General features: G+C 52.2%; 16 protein-coding genes. 6 read left to right on the top strand and 10 right to left on the bottom strand.

All coding sequences use genetic code 11. From position 1 onward, the window contains the following. Positions 1-33 precede the first annotated feature (33 nt). From ACVDG4_RS18890 to ACVDG4_RS18850, 9 genes are all read right to left on the bottom strand, one after another. On the bottom strand, positions 34-1,008 hold the full coding sequence (locus tag ACVDG4_RS18890) for a type II secretion system F family protein (protein WP_209172432.1): 975 nt from the start codon (positions 1,006-1,008) through the stop codon (positions 34-36). Between the two features lie 12 nt (positions 1,009-1,020). Next, complete coding sequence (locus tag ACVDG4_RS18885) at positions 1,021-2,040, bottom strand: type II secretion system F family protein (RefSeq protein WP_447236234.1); 1,020 nt, start codon at positions 2,038-2,040, stop codon at positions 1,021-1,023. An 8-nt stretch (positions 2,041-2,048) separates the two neighbouring features. Continuing rightward, entirely contained in the window at positions 2,049-3,566 is a 1,518-nt protein-coding gene (locus tag ACVDG4_RS18880) for a TadA family conjugal transfer-associated ATPase (RefSeq protein WP_447236233.1), read from the bottom strand. A 30-nt stretch (positions 3,567-3,596) separates the two neighbouring features. Continuing rightward, on the bottom strand, positions 3,597-4,799 hold the full coding sequence (locus ACVDG4_RS18875) for a CpaE/TadZ family protein (protein WP_447236232.1): 1,203 nt from the start codon (positions 4,797-4,799) through the stop codon (positions 3,597-3,599). Between the two features lie 112 nt (positions 4,800-4,911). After that, positions 4,912-5,625, bottom strand: coding sequence for a CpaD family pilus assembly protein (locus ACVDG4_RS18870; RefSeq protein WP_306148241.1), 714 nt, complete (start codon positions 5,623-5,625; stop codon positions 4,912-4,914). A gap of 10 nt (positions 5,626-5,635) precedes the next feature. Next, positions 5,636-7,087 (bottom strand): type II and III secretion system protein family protein, encoded by a 1,452-nt coding sequence (locus tag ACVDG4_RS18865; protein WP_447236231.1) that lies wholly within the window; start codon positions 7,085-7,087, stop codon positions 5,636-5,638. Next, positions 7,084-7,914: a Flp pilus assembly protein CpaB gene (gene cpaB / locus ACVDG4_RS18860; RefSeq protein WP_447236230.1), complete on the bottom strand. Its 831-nt coding sequence runs from the start codon at positions 7,912-7,914 to the stop codon at positions 7,084-7,086. Before cpaB ends, ACVDG4_RS18865 begins: the two co-directional genes overlap by 4 nt. Positions 7,915-8,073: 159 nt before the next feature. Then, positions 8,074-8,553 carry an A24 family peptidase gene (locus tag ACVDG4_RS18855; protein ID WP_447236334.1) on the bottom strand — a complete coding sequence of 160 codons (480 nt, stop codon included), beginning with the start codon at positions 8,551-8,553 and terminating at the stop codon, positions 8,074-8,076. Positions 8,554-8,698: 145 nt separating this feature from the next. Further along, positions 8,699-8,875 carry a Flp family type IVb pilin gene (locus tag ACVDG4_RS18850; RefSeq protein ID WP_209172419.1) on the bottom strand — a complete coding sequence of 59 codons (177 nt, stop codon included), beginning with the start codon at positions 8,873-8,875 and terminating at the stop codon, positions 8,699-8,701. Between the two features lie 442 nt (positions 8,876-9,317). Here ACVDG4_RS18850 and ACVDG4_RS18845 point away from each other — a divergent pair, with 442 nt between their 5' ends. The 5 genes from ACVDG4_RS18845 (at position 9,318) to ACVDG4_RS18825 (ending at position 13,692) form a co-directional block, all read left to right on the top strand. Continuing rightward, positions 9,318-9,779, top strand: a complete 462-nt coding sequence (locus ACVDG4_RS18845) for a pilus assembly protein N-terminal domain-containing protein (RefSeq protein ID WP_447236229.1) — start codon at positions 9,318-9,320, stop codon at positions 9,777-9,779. An 18-nt stretch (positions 9,780-9,797) separates the two neighbouring features. Next, the gene (locus ACVDG4_RS18840) at positions 9,798-10,367 is read left to right on the top strand and encodes a TadE/TadG family type IV pilus assembly protein (RefSeq protein ID WP_447236228.1); all 570 of its coding nucleotides are present in this window, start codon (positions 9,798-9,800) and stop codon (positions 10,365-10,367) included. Then, positions 10,315-10,977, top strand: a complete 663-nt coding sequence (locus ACVDG4_RS18835; protein WP_447236227.1) for a TadE/TadG family type IV pilus assembly protein — start codon at positions 10,315-10,317, stop codon at positions 10,975-10,977. Before ACVDG4_RS18840 ends, ACVDG4_RS18835 begins: the two co-directional genes overlap by 53 nt. Before the next feature lie 115 nt (positions 10,978-11,092). Next, a complete protein-coding gene (locus ACVDG4_RS18830) occupies positions 11,093-12,505 on the top strand; it encodes a bifunctional enoyl-CoA hydratase/phosphate acetyltransferase (protein ID WP_447236226.1) in 1,413 nt (470 codons plus the stop codon). A 2-nt stretch (positions 12,506-12,507) separates the two neighbouring features. After that, positions 12,508-13,692, top strand: coding sequence for an acetate/propionate family kinase (locus ACVDG4_RS18825; RefSeq protein ID WP_447236225.1), 1,185 nt, complete (start codon positions 12,508-12,510; stop codon positions 13,690-13,692). Between the two features lie 63 nt (positions 13,693-13,755). On the opposite strand, the gene ACVDG4_RS18820 is transcribed toward ACVDG4_RS18825, so the two are convergent. Beyond that, positions 13,756-14,577, bottom strand: a complete 822-nt coding sequence (locus ACVDG4_RS18820; RefSeq protein ID WP_447236224.1) for a phosphate/phosphite/phosphonate ABC transporter substrate-binding protein — start codon at positions 14,575-14,577, stop codon at positions 13,756-13,758. A gap of 182 nt (positions 14,578-14,759) precedes the next feature. On the opposite strand from ACVDG4_RS18820, the gene ACVDG4_RS18815 reads away from it, so the two are divergent. Continuing rightward, the gene (locus ACVDG4_RS18815; protein WP_447236223.1) at positions 14,760-15,380 is read left to right on the top strand and encodes an HAD family hydrolase; all 621 of its coding nucleotides are present in this window, start codon (positions 14,760-14,762) and stop codon (positions 15,378-15,380) included. Positions 15,381-15,386: the final 6 nt, after the last annotated feature.

The raw sequence follows: 15,386 nt of genomic DNA, 5'->3' as shown, positions 1-15,386 counted from the left end.
GGTTCTCAGAATTTACACAACCAGCACGTCATATCAGAATGCGCCCATCGCCTGAATGACTGCCGGCGTGAGAATCACGAAGAAGAGTACCGGCAGAAAGAACATGATCATCGGAACCGTCAGCTTTGGCGGAAGCGACGCTGCTTTTTGCTCGGCAAACTGCATCCGTTCCGCGCGCGTATCATCGGCCATGTTGCGGATAGCAGTCCCTACCGGAGTACCATACCGTTCCGCCTGGATAAGTGCCATCATCACGTTCTTGACACCATCTACTCCGGTGCGTTTGGCCAAATTCTCATAAGCCATCCGGCGTTCACTTAAGTACGATAGTTCAGCTGTGGTGAGAGACAGTTCCTCTGCCAATTCCACGGATTGCGCGCCGATTTCCTCAGCAACCTTCTGAAAAGCAGCTTCAATCGACATGCCGGATTCAACGCAAATTAGCATCAGATCAAGCGCATCTGGCCAAGCACGCTGGATTCCAAGCTTCCGTTTATCAATCTGGTTCTTCAAGTATATGTTCGGCAAAAACGCTCCGAAACCGGAAAACACAATACAAAACAAGACTTTCGAAAACGCCGGAATCGTGTTCGGCGCTAGAAGAAACGCATACGCCAAAGCAAAAACAAACAGTCCGCCGGGAAGCGCAATTCGCGCAGTCAGGAAATAATACATCGGAGCGCTACCCCGATAGCCGGCCATGCGCAACCGGTCCTGCGTACTGTCATCCGCGAGCATTTCTTTGAGGTTCAGCCGATCAACGAAGTTCTTCATCTTCGCCTTCGGCTGATTCCTCAATGACATTCGTGCATCCCCCTGGGAGGTTTGCAACCGAGCCCGCTCTTTTGCTCGGAGCTTATCACGCTCCAAGGCAACGTTTTTCATGCGTGCCTTTAACGTGTCTCGCGACAACAACGGCATAACAAGGGAGAAAATAGTTCCTGTTACGGCAATCATAGCCAAAACCGCTGCAAGGAATTGTGCAGATGCGATCGATTCAAGGTCCATGTCTTGCCCCCGTTAGAAGTCAAAATTGATCATGGACCGCATGACCATTATTCCGCAGAACATCCAGAACAGACACCCGGCAACAATAATCTTGCCCGTTGTCACTGTGAAAAGGATCATCATGTAATCTGGCGCGATGAAAAAGAGGATCCCTCCGACCACGAAAGGAAGGGCCCCAATAATCGCCGCAGACGACTTTGCCTCAGAGCTCAATGCCTTGATCTTGGCCTTCATGGCCTTCCGCTGGCGCAAAACCCTGGATAGATTTCCCAAGGCTTCAGCTAGGCCACCACCCGCTTTTTGTTGAATGCTCACAACAATCGCAAGAAAATTTGTCTCCGGCAACGGAACACGATCAGGCATTCTCGACAGAGCTTCGGCGAGCGAAACACCCATGACTTGAGTTTCGGTCACCTTTCGAAACTCGGTCGCGACGGGTTCACGGGCTTCCTTCGCAACAACCTTGACACAATCGCTCAAAGGTAGCCCGGCTTTGACACCCCGCACAATGATGTCGATGCCGTTGGGCAATTCGTTAAGAAAGGCATTGAAACGGCGTTTCCTTTTGTTCCCGATGTACCAACGTGGGAATCCGATGCCACCTACAAATGTGAAAGCGGCTGCAATCAACAAATTACCACTCGCAATCAAAGAAATTACGAAGAAAACAACTGCACTTACAATACTAAAAAGAACAAGGTGCCGCATCTCCCATTCCAAACCGGCCTGCTCTATTTTTACTTTAAGAGGAATGTTTTTCTGTTTTTCGTGTTTAGCTTTCTGGCGCTCTTCAAAGTCTTTTAACTGATCTTGAATCGATTTTTTTCTACGATTGGTATCTCGCATGGTTTTGCGCTGCGTCTCTGACTGAGGCCGTGCCGAGACGGCGCTCATCCGAGCGTCGCGTTTTTTTGTCCCAGATAACGAAGGAAGAAATAGCCCGTAGATGATGCCGCCGACGCTGAACATGACCAGCAGCGCAACCGCGGCTCCGGTGATGGCAGGTGTCATAAATTGCTCGAATACAGGCATGTTTCTTCCTATTCCGCGATGTACTCGGGCATTTCCGACGCATCAAGCGCTTCTGCCAAGCGGGATTCTTCTCCGAAATAACGTGCTCGATCCCAAAACTTGGGACGACCGATACCGGTTGACCGATGCCGCCCGATGATCATCCCGTTCGGGTCTTCTCCGACAATGTCGTAAAGGAAGATGTCCTGGGTGGTAATGATGTCCCCTTCCATCCCCATGACTTCAGTCACATGCGTGATACGGCGAGAACCGTCCCTTAGGCGTGCAGCCTGAACGACCACGTCGATCGACGATACGATCATTTCCCGCAAGGTTCGAGAGGGTAAGGAAAAGCCCCCCATTGTGATCATGGATTCCAGACGAGACAAGGCTTCGCGCGGAGAGTTGGCGTGCAACGTGCCCATTGACCCGTCGTGGCCCGTGTTCATTGCCTGCAACAGATCGAAGGCTTCCGGTCCACGTACCTCGCCCACGATAATACGTTCAGGGCGCATACGCAGGCAGTTTTTTACAAGGTCACGCATCGTGATTTCACCCTCCCCCTCAAGGTTGGGAGGTCTTGTTTCGAGACGCACAACATGCGGCTGCTGCAATTGAAGCTCAGCGGAGTCTTCGCACGTGATAATGCGTTCCGTGTTCTCGATGTAAGCCGTCAAACAGTTTAAGAGTGTGGTTTTACCGGACCCTGTACCTCCGGAGATCAGTACGTTACACCGAGAACGGCCGATAACCTGCAGTATGGTTGCACCTTCTGGCGTAATTGAATTGAACTTCACCAGTTGATCAAGCGTCAGCTTGTCGCGTTTGAACTTACGAATTGTGAGTGCAGGACCATCAAGAGACAGTGGCGGGGCAATTACGTTTACGCGGGATCCATCGGGAAGGCGTGCATCACAGATTGGACTGGCATCGTCTACACGCCGGCCCACCTGGCTCACGATCCGTTGGCAAATGTTCATGAGCTGCGCGTTGTCGCGAAATGCGATGCTGGTCGGCTCAACCTTGCCCTGGGTTTCGATGTAAACCGTGTGCGCCCCATTGACCATTATGTCGGCAATGTCGTCGCGCGCCAACAAAGGCTCCAGCGGACCATACCCAAGAACATCGTTACAAATGTCTTCAAGCAAGTCTTCCTGCTCGGAAATCGACATTACAACGTTTTTCAACGCAATAATGTCATTCACAACATCCCGGATTTCGTCCCGAGCATCTTCTGCATCCAGTCGCGCGAGCTGAGACAGGTCGATTGCTTCAACAAGCGCGTTGAAGATTTGCGCTTTCGTCTCGTAGTATTCGCCGGTCTTTTTTCTGCTCGGCGATGCTGAGGCTGGTTCCGCTGGTACGCTTACGGCAACGGTTGGGGAAGCAGGCGCACGTGGAGCAGGTGAAGGAGCCGGAGCTTGTTGTTCGGGCGCTTCTGGCATTGGCGCAGCCGGTGCCGTGGCCGGAGCCTCCGGCATTTCCGGCACGTTTCCAGGCCGAATTTCGGGCGCTCCAGAAGATGAACTGCCACGTCTACCAAACATAGTGAACCTGCCGCTCCGTTGCCTTGGCCTTTAGCCTGCTCTTCGTTTTAGTTTGGAAAACAATCCGCCCAAGGGCGACTTTGAAGTCTTAGCGGGTTGCGCTTTTCCTGAAATTGTTTGTGCCAAATCCTGGAACATTCCCGCAATCGCATGCTTGCTGTCGAGTTCTCCAATCATCTGGCCGTTATTCGCAGAAGTGCCAAACAAATGCGGATCGAAAGGGATGGCTGCATCCACACTAAGACCCAAGGCGTTTGCAAATTCGTCTGGCTTGATCTCCGGCCGCTTTGGAACGTTCACTTTATTCATGACCAAATGCGGCAGTTTGTCATTCGGCCGTATCTGTTTAAGGAGATCGACCGCGTTCTTAGCATTCCGAAGATTTGCAAGATCCGGTTCGGCCACCAGCACGATTTCGTCCGCATTCAGCAGCGTGTTTCTGATCCAAGAATTCCAAGCATGCGGTACATCAAGAACGACGTGTGGTGTTCCCAATCGCATCGTGTCTATGAGAAGCTCAAACGTTTTCTCACTGTGATCATATGTCCGCTCCAGCGTTGCTGGTGCTGCAAGCAGACTCAGATGATCACTGCATTTTGAGAGTATTCGGTCCAGATATGTTTCATCTAGTCTCTCAGGCGCAGAGATCGCTTCAAAGACCCCTTGCAATGGGTCTTGATTGTAATCAAGGCCGGCTGTCCCGAATGGCAGATCCAAGTCGGCAATCACGACCTCACTATCGAACTTCCTTGCCAAACACCAAGCGCCATTATGGGCGATAGTCGAGGAACCACACCCACCCTTTACACCGTAGAATGCAACCGTTCTTCCCAGAGGCTCTGCTTCAGGATCGTTGTAAAGACTGCTGATGGAACCAATAAGCTGAAAGATAGATACTGGCGTAATCAGGTACTCGCTCACACCACGAGCGATGAGCTCCCTATATAGGGTGACGTCATTCACGTCCCCAATCACGATCACTTTTGTTCCAGCGTCGCAGTACTCGGCGAGCTGATCAAGACTCTGGAGCAAGTCTTCGCGAGCGCCAGACGTTTCAACAATGATCAAATTAGGCGTGGGGGCCTTTTCGAACATCTCAATGGCAGCTGGTATCCCCCCCATTTCTGCCTTCATATGCGCCTTTAGCATCCGCCGGTCTTCGGTCGCAGCCTCGACAACATGCATCGTGCGGTCTTCCAGGCAAAATGCATGAATTGTTATCCGCGGGATCATTGCGATGTCCGATGTGTCAGCAGAAGCTGTGTACCCATGACTGTCCTGATTTAGGTACGTTTCCGCATCACCGGAAACGCGCGTTGGCTCAGAGCTGGTTGTCATCATGCCGTTACTCCGAAACTTCTGCGCCGACGCCTTCTGTGAAGGTGCTGGCAGTTGTTTCGCCCAATCTATACTTTTCGATCACTACCGCCCGACGATTCTGCTCCGACGGTGTCATTGCACGCGGAGTGATGAGGTCTGACGGGTTCTCGACCATTGCCGCCAAGTTTGCCTGAGTGGCACAGCCGAAGTTGTAGTAGTTTGTGTTTTCGCCGATACCACCGCCGATGTTTTTCGGCCAGACGCCGCACTCTCCGGTCGTCGCCTTCATGCGCGCATATGAGAGACGGATTGGCGCATCGGCAGACGGGTCAGTGGAGCGGTATGTGCGCGTTGTCACGTTCTTGCCGTTGACACCGCCCCGGCTCAGAGCTCCCCGAACATCGCGCACAACCGCATGAACCGCACTCTCATTTGCAGCCCCGGTCGGTACAAGGATCTCCACATTACCACTCCCGTGCCGGCGCGAATCCATCGCGAAAGACGTAATGGTATCTGTCACGGGGCTACGTAGATTTCTCGTGTTCTTGCCAACCGGTAAGTCAAGGGTTTCCGGAGCTTCGGAGATTACGATCGGATGCTGGTACCGGTAATCGTGGGTTGCAAGCAATTCAGCATTGGACTTCGGCTCGGTCTGACAGCCGGACAGCATCAATGCTGCCACGAGGAACGCTCCCTTGGAGACAGTCAGTTTATACCTGGGATCTAGGGTCATATTCATCCGACCGTCCTCATTTGTAGATGAAACCAACTTGGCCGTGGTATGTGCCTTGGGCCTGCTCACCTGCCGGATTAAAGATCTTGTTTAGCCGGTTCAGAAAAATCGCCTCAGCATCCGATGGAGCAAATAGGTTCTTGTCGGGCCGCACCATCTTTTGTGCGGCCACCGGCTTAACAACGTAAGGCGTTACGAAGACGGCAAGTTCTGTTTGTTGTTTCAGAAAATCCCGGCTTTTGAACAACGCACCGAGCACCGGGATTTGCATCAGTCCTGGCACACCTTCAACAGCTTGCTGATAAGACTCCTCTAGAAGCCCCGCCATAACCAAGGTCCCGCCGGACGGAAGTTCCATCGTCGATTCTGCTCTACGGACTTTGAGTGCGGAAATCGTGATCCCGCCAGCAGACACCGCGCCTTCATTTGAAAGTTCGCTCACCTCGGTTTTGACACGCAGGCTTATGCGGCCACCCGTCAGCACAATGGGGGTAAAATCGAGACCGACACCGAACTTCTTAAATTCCACCGATATTTGGTTGTCTTCCTGAGCGATCGGAATGGGAAACTCGCCACCCGCAAGAAAACTGGCATTTTCGCCGGAAGTTGCCGTTAGTGTCGGTTCTGCCAATGTGCGGATCACACCGTCGCGTTGCAGAGCTTCCACTTGGGCGGTCAACGAGGATGTGCCACTTGAAAATGTCACACCGCCAGTTGCCTGATTGACGATCGATGGATTCACGTTGAAATTAGGGAAATTGCTTCCGAACGGGAAGAAGTTTCCAGCACCGAGGTTCGCCTGGAAACTCACGCCCAGCTGTTTTATGATTGACCGCTCAACTTCCGCGACAGTCACTTTCAAATGGACTTGGTCCGAACCAGAGACCGCAATCAGATTCACAATGGAGGATCCGGTCTCATCGCCTTGGAATTTTGCGGCAATATCAGCGGCCTGCTGCGCTTCCAGGGTACTTTTTGCTGTCCCACTTAAGACAACTTTTCCATTGATAGATTCAGCCTGGACGCTGGTTCCAGGGATCAATCGCCGAATTATGCGCGTAATATCGGAAGTGTCTTTCTCGACGCGAATGTCAAAACTCGCTAGCTCACGCCCACTCCGGCCAAACAGCACAAGACGGGACTGGCCAGCTGTGTTGCCCAACACAAAGATTCGCCGCGGCGTTCTCAAGACTGCATCGGCAATTTGCGGATTTGAAACCAGAACGTCTGCGGCATCCTCAGCCAAGTTGATGACAACAGATCGCCCAATGCCGACATTCAAGATTCTATCAGTTGCCCTTTCACCAGCAGCAACATGGATCTGGCTCGGAAAGGCTTCCTGAGACCACGAGGCCGGAGCCATAAAAGTTACAAGACCCAAAACTGCAGCAAAAGCGAAGAACCTCAAACCGGACCGGCGAATGCTTTGCTTATCGAATTGGCCGTTATGTTGAGTGTTTTTTTTCATTTCACGCCTGCCTGGCTGGTAATGCCGTATTTGACGAGATTGACGCCACGTCGGGTTTCAGTCGGCTCAGCATCGTCGGCCGAGTCCTGTGCACTTCGCAGTGCAAGCGCAATCGTCCCCAATTGTTGTGACTGTGCGACGATTTCTGATTGGGCTAGTGTCAATTCCAAAGTGGCGGTTCGTTGAGGTGACAGGTTTTTTTGATCCTGTTCGCCTGCCGTTGTGGTGTCGATGGCGAGCACCCGGATATTTTCCAAGATTGTTTCGCTGATAGCGGTGTCGTCGGTCCGGCGAGTCAAGATCAGGTCAACCTTGTCGCCCGGCAAAATGAAACCGCCAGCTGTTGTTTCAGCCTCAACCGAAACTGCAATCGCCCGCTTGCCCTTGGGCAGGATGGCAGACATGAACCCCTTGTCCGTGCTGATAAGTCGCTCTGGCCGTATAGGTTCGCCTTTGAAAATCGGAGTTTTAGCGATTTGGCCCATCAGCTTTTCGCTGGCAGCCGGGTTTACTTGTTTCGTCACCGCGCCGATCGGCACTGCATCTTCAGGCCAATCCGTCCATACCATGTCATCTGTGGTGAGCTTGGCACCAAGCAAAATGTCGTTCGCCGCAGTTAGAACCTGTTCTTTTGCTTGTTCTACAGGAACGGGGGCATTTGCCGCTTGATCTGAAGATCCACCGGACATCATTACCATACGGAACGCCAATACGCCGGCAGCCACCGCAATAGCCAAGACCAATATACGTGCGAATTTCATGACCAACCACCAAGATTCCGAAGGCGCAATTGCACCGTTACGGTTAGGTTGATCGCAATTGGTCAAAACATGGTTAACCGGATGTAGATATTTTTGGTTAACAACCGTTAAGGTTACTTAACAGATACTATATTTTTGAAAAACGCGAACCAGTTCAGCGGAACATGGAGAAAGAGCACGAGAGTAATTGTGGTTTTTTTGGAACCGCACTGACGATCCGATCGCTCAACCGCTAATTACCGAAAACCAGTCAGACCATGGATAAACAATAAGAGCGGCGGCAGAAATCGCGATTCCATAAGGAACCCCGGTTTTCGCATCATGCAAACGAAGGGCCCACTCTTGTCCTCTAAGGGGGGCAGGCAAAACAACTAGGGAAGTTCGGATCACAATAAGTGAGAGTGTGAGGATACAGCCAAGCAAGGCGACCAGAAACAAAAAGTCAATGAGAATTGGTCCAAAACCAAACCACAGGCCAATCGAGCTCAAGAGCTTTACGTCGCCACCGCCCATCCAGCCGGCTGCGAAAAAAACGAAACATGGTACGAAAACCACGACCAATCCAAGCCCATGCATACCCCAATCATAAACGGGCATGCCATTGACCGCAGCCAAAACGATAAAACCAGTGATTAACAGGGTTGAGACCCGGTTTCCGATTTTCATTGTCAAAAGATCGGATGCGCCGGCGAAAGCTACGAGCATGGGAAAAAGAACAAGAACTACCGCTTCAATCATTTCATATCCACCAGATCTGGCATGATGCCGAAACAGGATCCTGTAGTTGAATTGGTAGCCACAAATCAAAACGGGCGGAAACCCGCCCGTTTACCAGAATTCTTTTTTCCAATCAGCCTGCGCCAGTGCTCAAAGCTGTGTTGATCGTGTTGAAAATGGTGGTGAGGCTACCGCCCATAGTGACCAAAATACCAATGATTGCGACCGAAAGCAGTCCCGCGATGAGACCGTATTCAATTGCTGTTGCACCAGATTCGTCTTTCACGAAACGAGAAATGATTGATTTCATGTGTCTGCTCCAAGTACCACTTTGTTGACAGCTTCAATCCGGCAGATCTTGTTCTGTCCGCTCGGTGTGGGGTCACCCTAGGTTAGAGAAATTTCCAATCGGTTAAATTTGCAGCGACAACTTGAAAAATAGCCGCCATAAGCACCTATAGTTAATTATAAATGTATGAGTTCATCGCACGCTGATCGAGCGGAACAACTCGGCTTGTAGGCGCCAGCTGTTTAAAGCCACACTCGCTAAATCGCTGCTGCCATTCGCAAAAATGATTTTCGTCCTAACACCTCAAATCCCCTCCACGGCTGCCAGCCGCTCAACCTACAAACCAAGGCTTAACGTTCTGAGTGCGGTATTTTTTCATACTTCTTTCGCAGGTCTGTTAGCAGAACATTCACGATAATCTCGATAACATGCAATGAACTAGGCATGTGTAGGGATAAGTGAGATGCGAATTCAACTGATCCGACTTATTTTAGTGTTTCTCACGGGCGCTATTGCAAACGCGGCAATGGCGGATGAGCAACCTGTATTGGTGACTGTGGACCGAGCTAAAATATTCCAGGTCGAAGACGGAGCTGCCGCGGTCATTGTTGGAAACCCGTTTATTGCAGATGTCGCGATGGTGGATCAAAACACTGTGGTTATCACGGGCAAGAGCTATGGGACGACCAATCTTGTCATATTGGATGAGGACAACAAGCCAATTGTCGATGAGGTCGTTCAAGTGCAAGCATCCGAGCAGGGTGTAGTCTCGGTGTATAGGAATTCCGCGAGAGCGACATTTTCTTGCAGCCCAATTTGCGAACCAACACTGCGTTTGGGCGATGCAGAAGAAGCTTTCCAAAATACAGCTACTCAGGCCACATCCAGAAATCAACTGGCCGAGCAAGCCGCTGGCAACAGATAAGGCTAAATGTAATCGTCAATGCAGAACGAGTCTCACAACGAAAAGGCCAAAAGCAATCGCCGTCTTGCACTACGGACCTGTGCAAGGAAGCTCGCGCGTGACAAAGAGGGCGTGACGGCAATTGAGTTCGCGTTGGTTGCTTTACCGTTTTTTACAGTTGTGTTTGCAATACTGGAGCTTGGGCTGGCTTTTATTGTCAATCGGATGGTTGACAACGCAGTGATAGAGGCTTCCCGAATGATCAGAACAGGGCAAGCTTCGGGTGCCGGTTTCACGACCACCGATTTTGCAGACCAAGTCTGCACATCAATGCCAGCCTTCTTATGTAAGCCTGAGAGAATTCGCGTAAGCGTTAGTGTCGCCAATGATTTCGTGAACGTGAGTTCAATCGATTCCTTATACGATCAGGATGGAAACCTGAAAGACGATAGCGAATATACGCAATCCAATAAGAGCGAAATTGTTGCTGTAAATGTGATTTACCAATGGCCAATGTTTACCTCATTGCTGAACCTCTCGTCTCTGGATCACGGGAATGAGCGTCATCTATCCTCAACAATGGTTTTCAGAAATGAGCCATGGTCATAGACGGATCTGCAGCCGCACTAAATTGAGCGTTAGCTGGACCGAGTGGTTCAAACGCTTTAGACGCGACCAGAAGGGTGTTGCGGGCATAGAATTCGCAATGATACTCCCATTCCTACTCGTTTTTTTGATTGGCATGGTAGAAGTGACCGATGCGCTCAATCAGGATCGCAAGATCAGCAGGATGGCAAATGCCGTAACGGATTTGGTAGCCCAGGCTCAGACGGTCACAAGGAGCGAACTCAACACCTATTTGCAGCTCGGTGAGACGATTCTCAAACCGTATCCCTCTGACGATCTTACCTTTGTCATCGCCAGTGTCACTTTTCAGGCAAATGGCGCCCCCGAGGTTGATTGGAGCTATCAAAGAAAAGCCGGCGTGGGCGGCCCCGCAACAGACTGGACGGATGGTCAAGAACCGCCGATTTCATTGCCCGCCACACTGGTTTCTCCCAATACGTCTATAGTGGTTGGTGTTGCGACACTGGGGTACACCCCTCCCTTCGCAGGGATATTTACGCAATATTATTCCCGAGACTCGATCATCACCCTGAGTGACACTTATTACCTTCGGCCACGGCTTGTCGGTACGATCCTCTGTACCGACTGTTGAAGAGAAATCATGTTTCGAATTGTGGATTTGCCGTATTTATAACATTGTAAAGCGCTGGTAGGGTCCTGCTAATTGCTGCGGCGCAGCAGTCTGATGAGCAGGAGTGACCCAGCCGATGGCGACGAACAAAACCTACGATCAAATCAAGGTCGGAGATAGTGCGGAAATCGTCCGTGAATGCTCCTCCAATGATCTTCTGGTGTTCGCCCATGCGTCCGGAAATCGGAACCCGATCCACTTGCCTGACACGGATTGGACCGGCGACGGACACATCGACAAACCTGTTGCTCCAGCAATGTGGATCGGCGGTCTCGCCTCCGCTGTGCTTGGCAATATCCTCCCCGGCCCCGGCACCATGTACAAAGCCCAGTCATTCCGGTTCTTGGGGCGCGCTGCGGTTGGTGACAAACTGACGGTCCGCGTGACCGTTACGGAAAAAAGGCCGAACAACATTATCATGTTCGACATGGCCGTCTTGAATGAGACCGGTCAAAGCCTTGTTGAGGGGGAAGCTGAGGTCATCGCGCCGACGGAAATGATCGAGTTTGATTCAAGCGATATCCCGGCACTGCTTGTTCAGCGGCACCGGCATTTCAACCGGATGATCGAGTTGGCAAAAACCCTTCCCGCCTTGCCAACAGCCGTAGTTGCCCCGGATGATCCAAATTCCCTTGAAGGCGCTCTCATGGCCGCCCGGGAAGGACTGATTGAGCCAATCCTAATCGGCGCCAAGGATCGGGTCACCCAAGCCGCAGACGAGTTAAATGAGACCCTCGACGAATACGAATTTGTCGACATAGAAGACGAGTCGGAAGCTGCCGGACGAGCCGTTCAGATGGTTCATGAAGGCAGGGTCAAAGCCATCATGAAGGGGCATATTCACACAGATCACCTTCTCCATCACGTGGTGAAGAAAGATGGTGGCCTTCGAACAAAACGCCGGATCAGCCACGTCTTTGTGATGGACATTCCAGGGCGTAAAACACCGGTTCTGATATCAGATGCGGCTATCAACATCTCGCCGGACCTGAACACCAAAGTCGACATCACGCAAAATGCCATTGATGCGGCCCTTTCACTGGGTCTCCAGTCTCCACGTGTCGGCATTCTCTCAGCCATTGAGACGGTCAATCCGGCCATTCCGTCCAGTTTAGATGCAGCGGTGTTGTCGAAGATGGCGGAGCGGGGTCAAATCAAAGGCGGCATCGTTGATGGCCCCCTTGCCATGGACAATGCAATCGATGTGCAGGCTGCCCGGACCAAAGGGATCACGTCACTTGTTGCTGGCCATGCAGAGGTTCTGATTGTGCCCAACCTTGAATCCGGCAACATGCTGGCCAAGGAATTGACATTTATCGCCCATGCAGAAGCAGCTGGCTTGGTAATCGGTGCCAAAGTGCCCGTCATGTTAACAAGCCGAGCGGACGATGGGCGCGCGCGTTTGGCATCCTGTGCGCTGGCGCTTCTTTTTACCCATTGGAAAGAAAATTCTGCACCTGCCGGTATCTTTGACCGGGAGGAAGACTGATCATGGCCCCGGTCATTCTGGTTCTCAATTCCGGGTCGTCTTCGATCAAATTCTCACTCTATGACGGGCCGACAGCACAGGTCACCGGACAAATTTCAGGGCTTGGTGCGGAACCGCACTTGAGCCTCGAGGCCCCGCTTTCCGGGCGCCAGATTGACCAAGCGTTAGACACCACCGGCGGCAGCTCTCACGGAGCGGCCCTGGCGGCTCTGCTTCCAATATTGAATGAAGAGCTTGGAGGACGACCTGTCGCGGCCGTCGGACATCGCGTCGTCCATGGCGGAACCAAACACGATCTTCCGGTCCGGATTACAGATGCTGTCATGCGAGAGTTGAAGGTGCTGGAACCTCTCGCACCTCTTCACCAGCCGCACAATCTTGCTGGCATCGAAGCTGCCCAGGAAGCTTTTCCAGAGGCTGAGCAGGTGGCCTGTTTCGACACGGCCTTTCATCGGAAACACCCATGGGTCAACGACACTTTCGCCCTTCCCCGCTCCTTCTATGACGAAGGTGTTCGCCGATACGGTTTCCATGGGCTGTCTTACGAATACATCTGCGAATACCTGAAACACTACGCCCCAGACGCATACGAAGGAAAAACCATTGTCGCACATCTCGGCAACGGTGCATCCATGTGCGCCATCCGGGCCGGCCAGAGCATCGGATCGACGATGGGGTTCACCGCTTTGGATGGCTTGCCGATGGGTACCAGATGCGGTCAATTAGACCCCGGTGTCATTCTCTATTTCATGACAACTAAGGGCATGAGCCCCGACGAGATTTCTGATCTTCTTTACAAGAAGTCCGGGCTGAAAGGTCTGTCTGGCATCAGCCAGGATATGCGCGCACTTAGCCAGAGTGTTGACCCCAGAGCTGCAGAAGCGATCGAGTACTATGTTTTCCGGGTGCGCCGTGAACTTGGTGCGATGGCGGCTGTTCTCAGTGGTGTCGACACACTTGTCTTTACCGGGGGCATAGGCGAAAACTCCGCGCTCATTCGCGAGCGTGTCTGCACAGATCAAGAGTGGCTCGGCATTCAAATCGATCCTACGCTGAACAATGCCGGCGACGGACCCATTTCCACACAAAGTTCCAAAGTCGCTGTGCTGGTCATACCAACAAACGAGGAAGAAATGATCCGCCGGCACACGGAAGCTCTCCTCACGACCAGTCCTTTACCGGCCTGATCGCAGCACAGTCTCTTTAGGTAACTGGGGCGGATTAGGTCGGCATCCTCACGCCTATTGGTGTCAATTGGCGTCGGTCTGGATGACCTTCGCATAAGGTTTCTCGAAGGTGCGCAGCACCGGCCGGTAGTCGGAATGAACAACCGGTTCAAAGCCGCCCGGGAGATCCGGTTCGATTGCGAGGTAGGCTGTGGGATCTTCCCGCCGCAAATCCATGAGCCCGGCTCTGATGGCCCGCTTCAAGACATCAGGTAAATCGGTGCGGACAGTATGCGCCGAATATGGAATGGGCGCTGACCGCCAGACGATGTCCAGATCTTCAAACTGGCTCCCGCCCGAAACGTAATATTCGTTCAGCGTACCGGCAGTGAAGCCGTTCTTCGCCTCCCCGGCCAGCGAGGACCATCCGAGCGTTGCGTGAACACGCCCATCCAACACGGCCCGAATGCCCTCGACCGGGTCCCGGACTTCAACAAGCGTCTGGAAATACTCCCGGGCGTTTATGCCGTCTGCCGCCAGGTTGACCAACGGCACCCGGTATCCTGTGACCGCATGTTTGGCACCGACACCGAGCCGCATATCCTCCAGACTTTCCAGCGTAACCGTTTCACCATCCCGCTTTGCGATCATGATGGCGTAAAAGCGCGCCGGAAAATCATCCGGGCCGGCGGTCGCTAATGGCTCTACACATTCGCAAAGCTCAAAAGATGCGGCATACCCGGAGGGTGAGAGACGAATATAGTCAATGCGCCCAGCAGCAAGAGCCTCAATGCCATCAGCCATTGTCGGCATCAAGAACAGGTCGACAGGTAAATCGGTGATTTCTTCGAGTGCCCTGCGAAAGGGTTCAATACGCTCCCGTGCTGTTTGTTCCGTTGCGACCACAGCGCCTAACCGGACACGATCTGGGAGAACCGGATTCGCTACAGTCGACGTTGGCACAACAAGTACCAAGCATAACCCGACAAACAAAAAAAACCGTTTTATGTCCGTCACATATCTACCCTAATGCTGTCCGAAGAAACTGCAGAACAGTTCTTAGACCAATCATTGCCTAAAAGGTTCTCATGGCCATCACGATAACCAACGTCGTCTTCGATATAGGAAATGTCCTGATCGAATGGAATCCGGAAAATCTCTATCGCAAACTTATACCGAACGATGACCAACGGCATGAGTTTCTGACGACAGTCTGCACTCCTGACTGGAATGTTCAACAAGACCTTGGACGGACCTGGACGGAAGCCGTAGAGGTTTTATCAAGGGAGTTTCCCGAGAAGACCGCGTTGATACGGGCCTACTCAGACCGTTGGCATGAAATGGTTCCTGGCCCGGTCCCGGGAACAGAGGTTCTTCTCTCCGAACTTAAAGCGAACAAAACACCGCTTTATGCGATCACAAACTTCTCTTCGGAGAAATTCGTCGAAGCGCAAGACAGGTTTCCCTTCCTGAAAACCAGCTTTCTGGACATCGTGGTCTCAGCGGAAGAGCGCATGCTTAAGCCGGATGTGCGGATCTACCAGATCCTAATCGATCGCAATGATCTCGCCCCCGAACGCTGCCTCTTCATTGATGACTCACTCCCGAATGTTGAAACCGCACGGCGATTGGGAATGACTGCGCATCATTTCAAAAACGCAGCTGGTTTGGAGCGTGAGTTGGCTGCACTCAACTTGATCACGCGCTGAACCCGA

The organism is Roseibium sp. MB-4 (assembly GCF_053005265.1).
The sequence above is the reverse complement of the archived record's forward strand: the minus strand, read 5'-3'. Positions and strand labels throughout refer to the sequence as shown.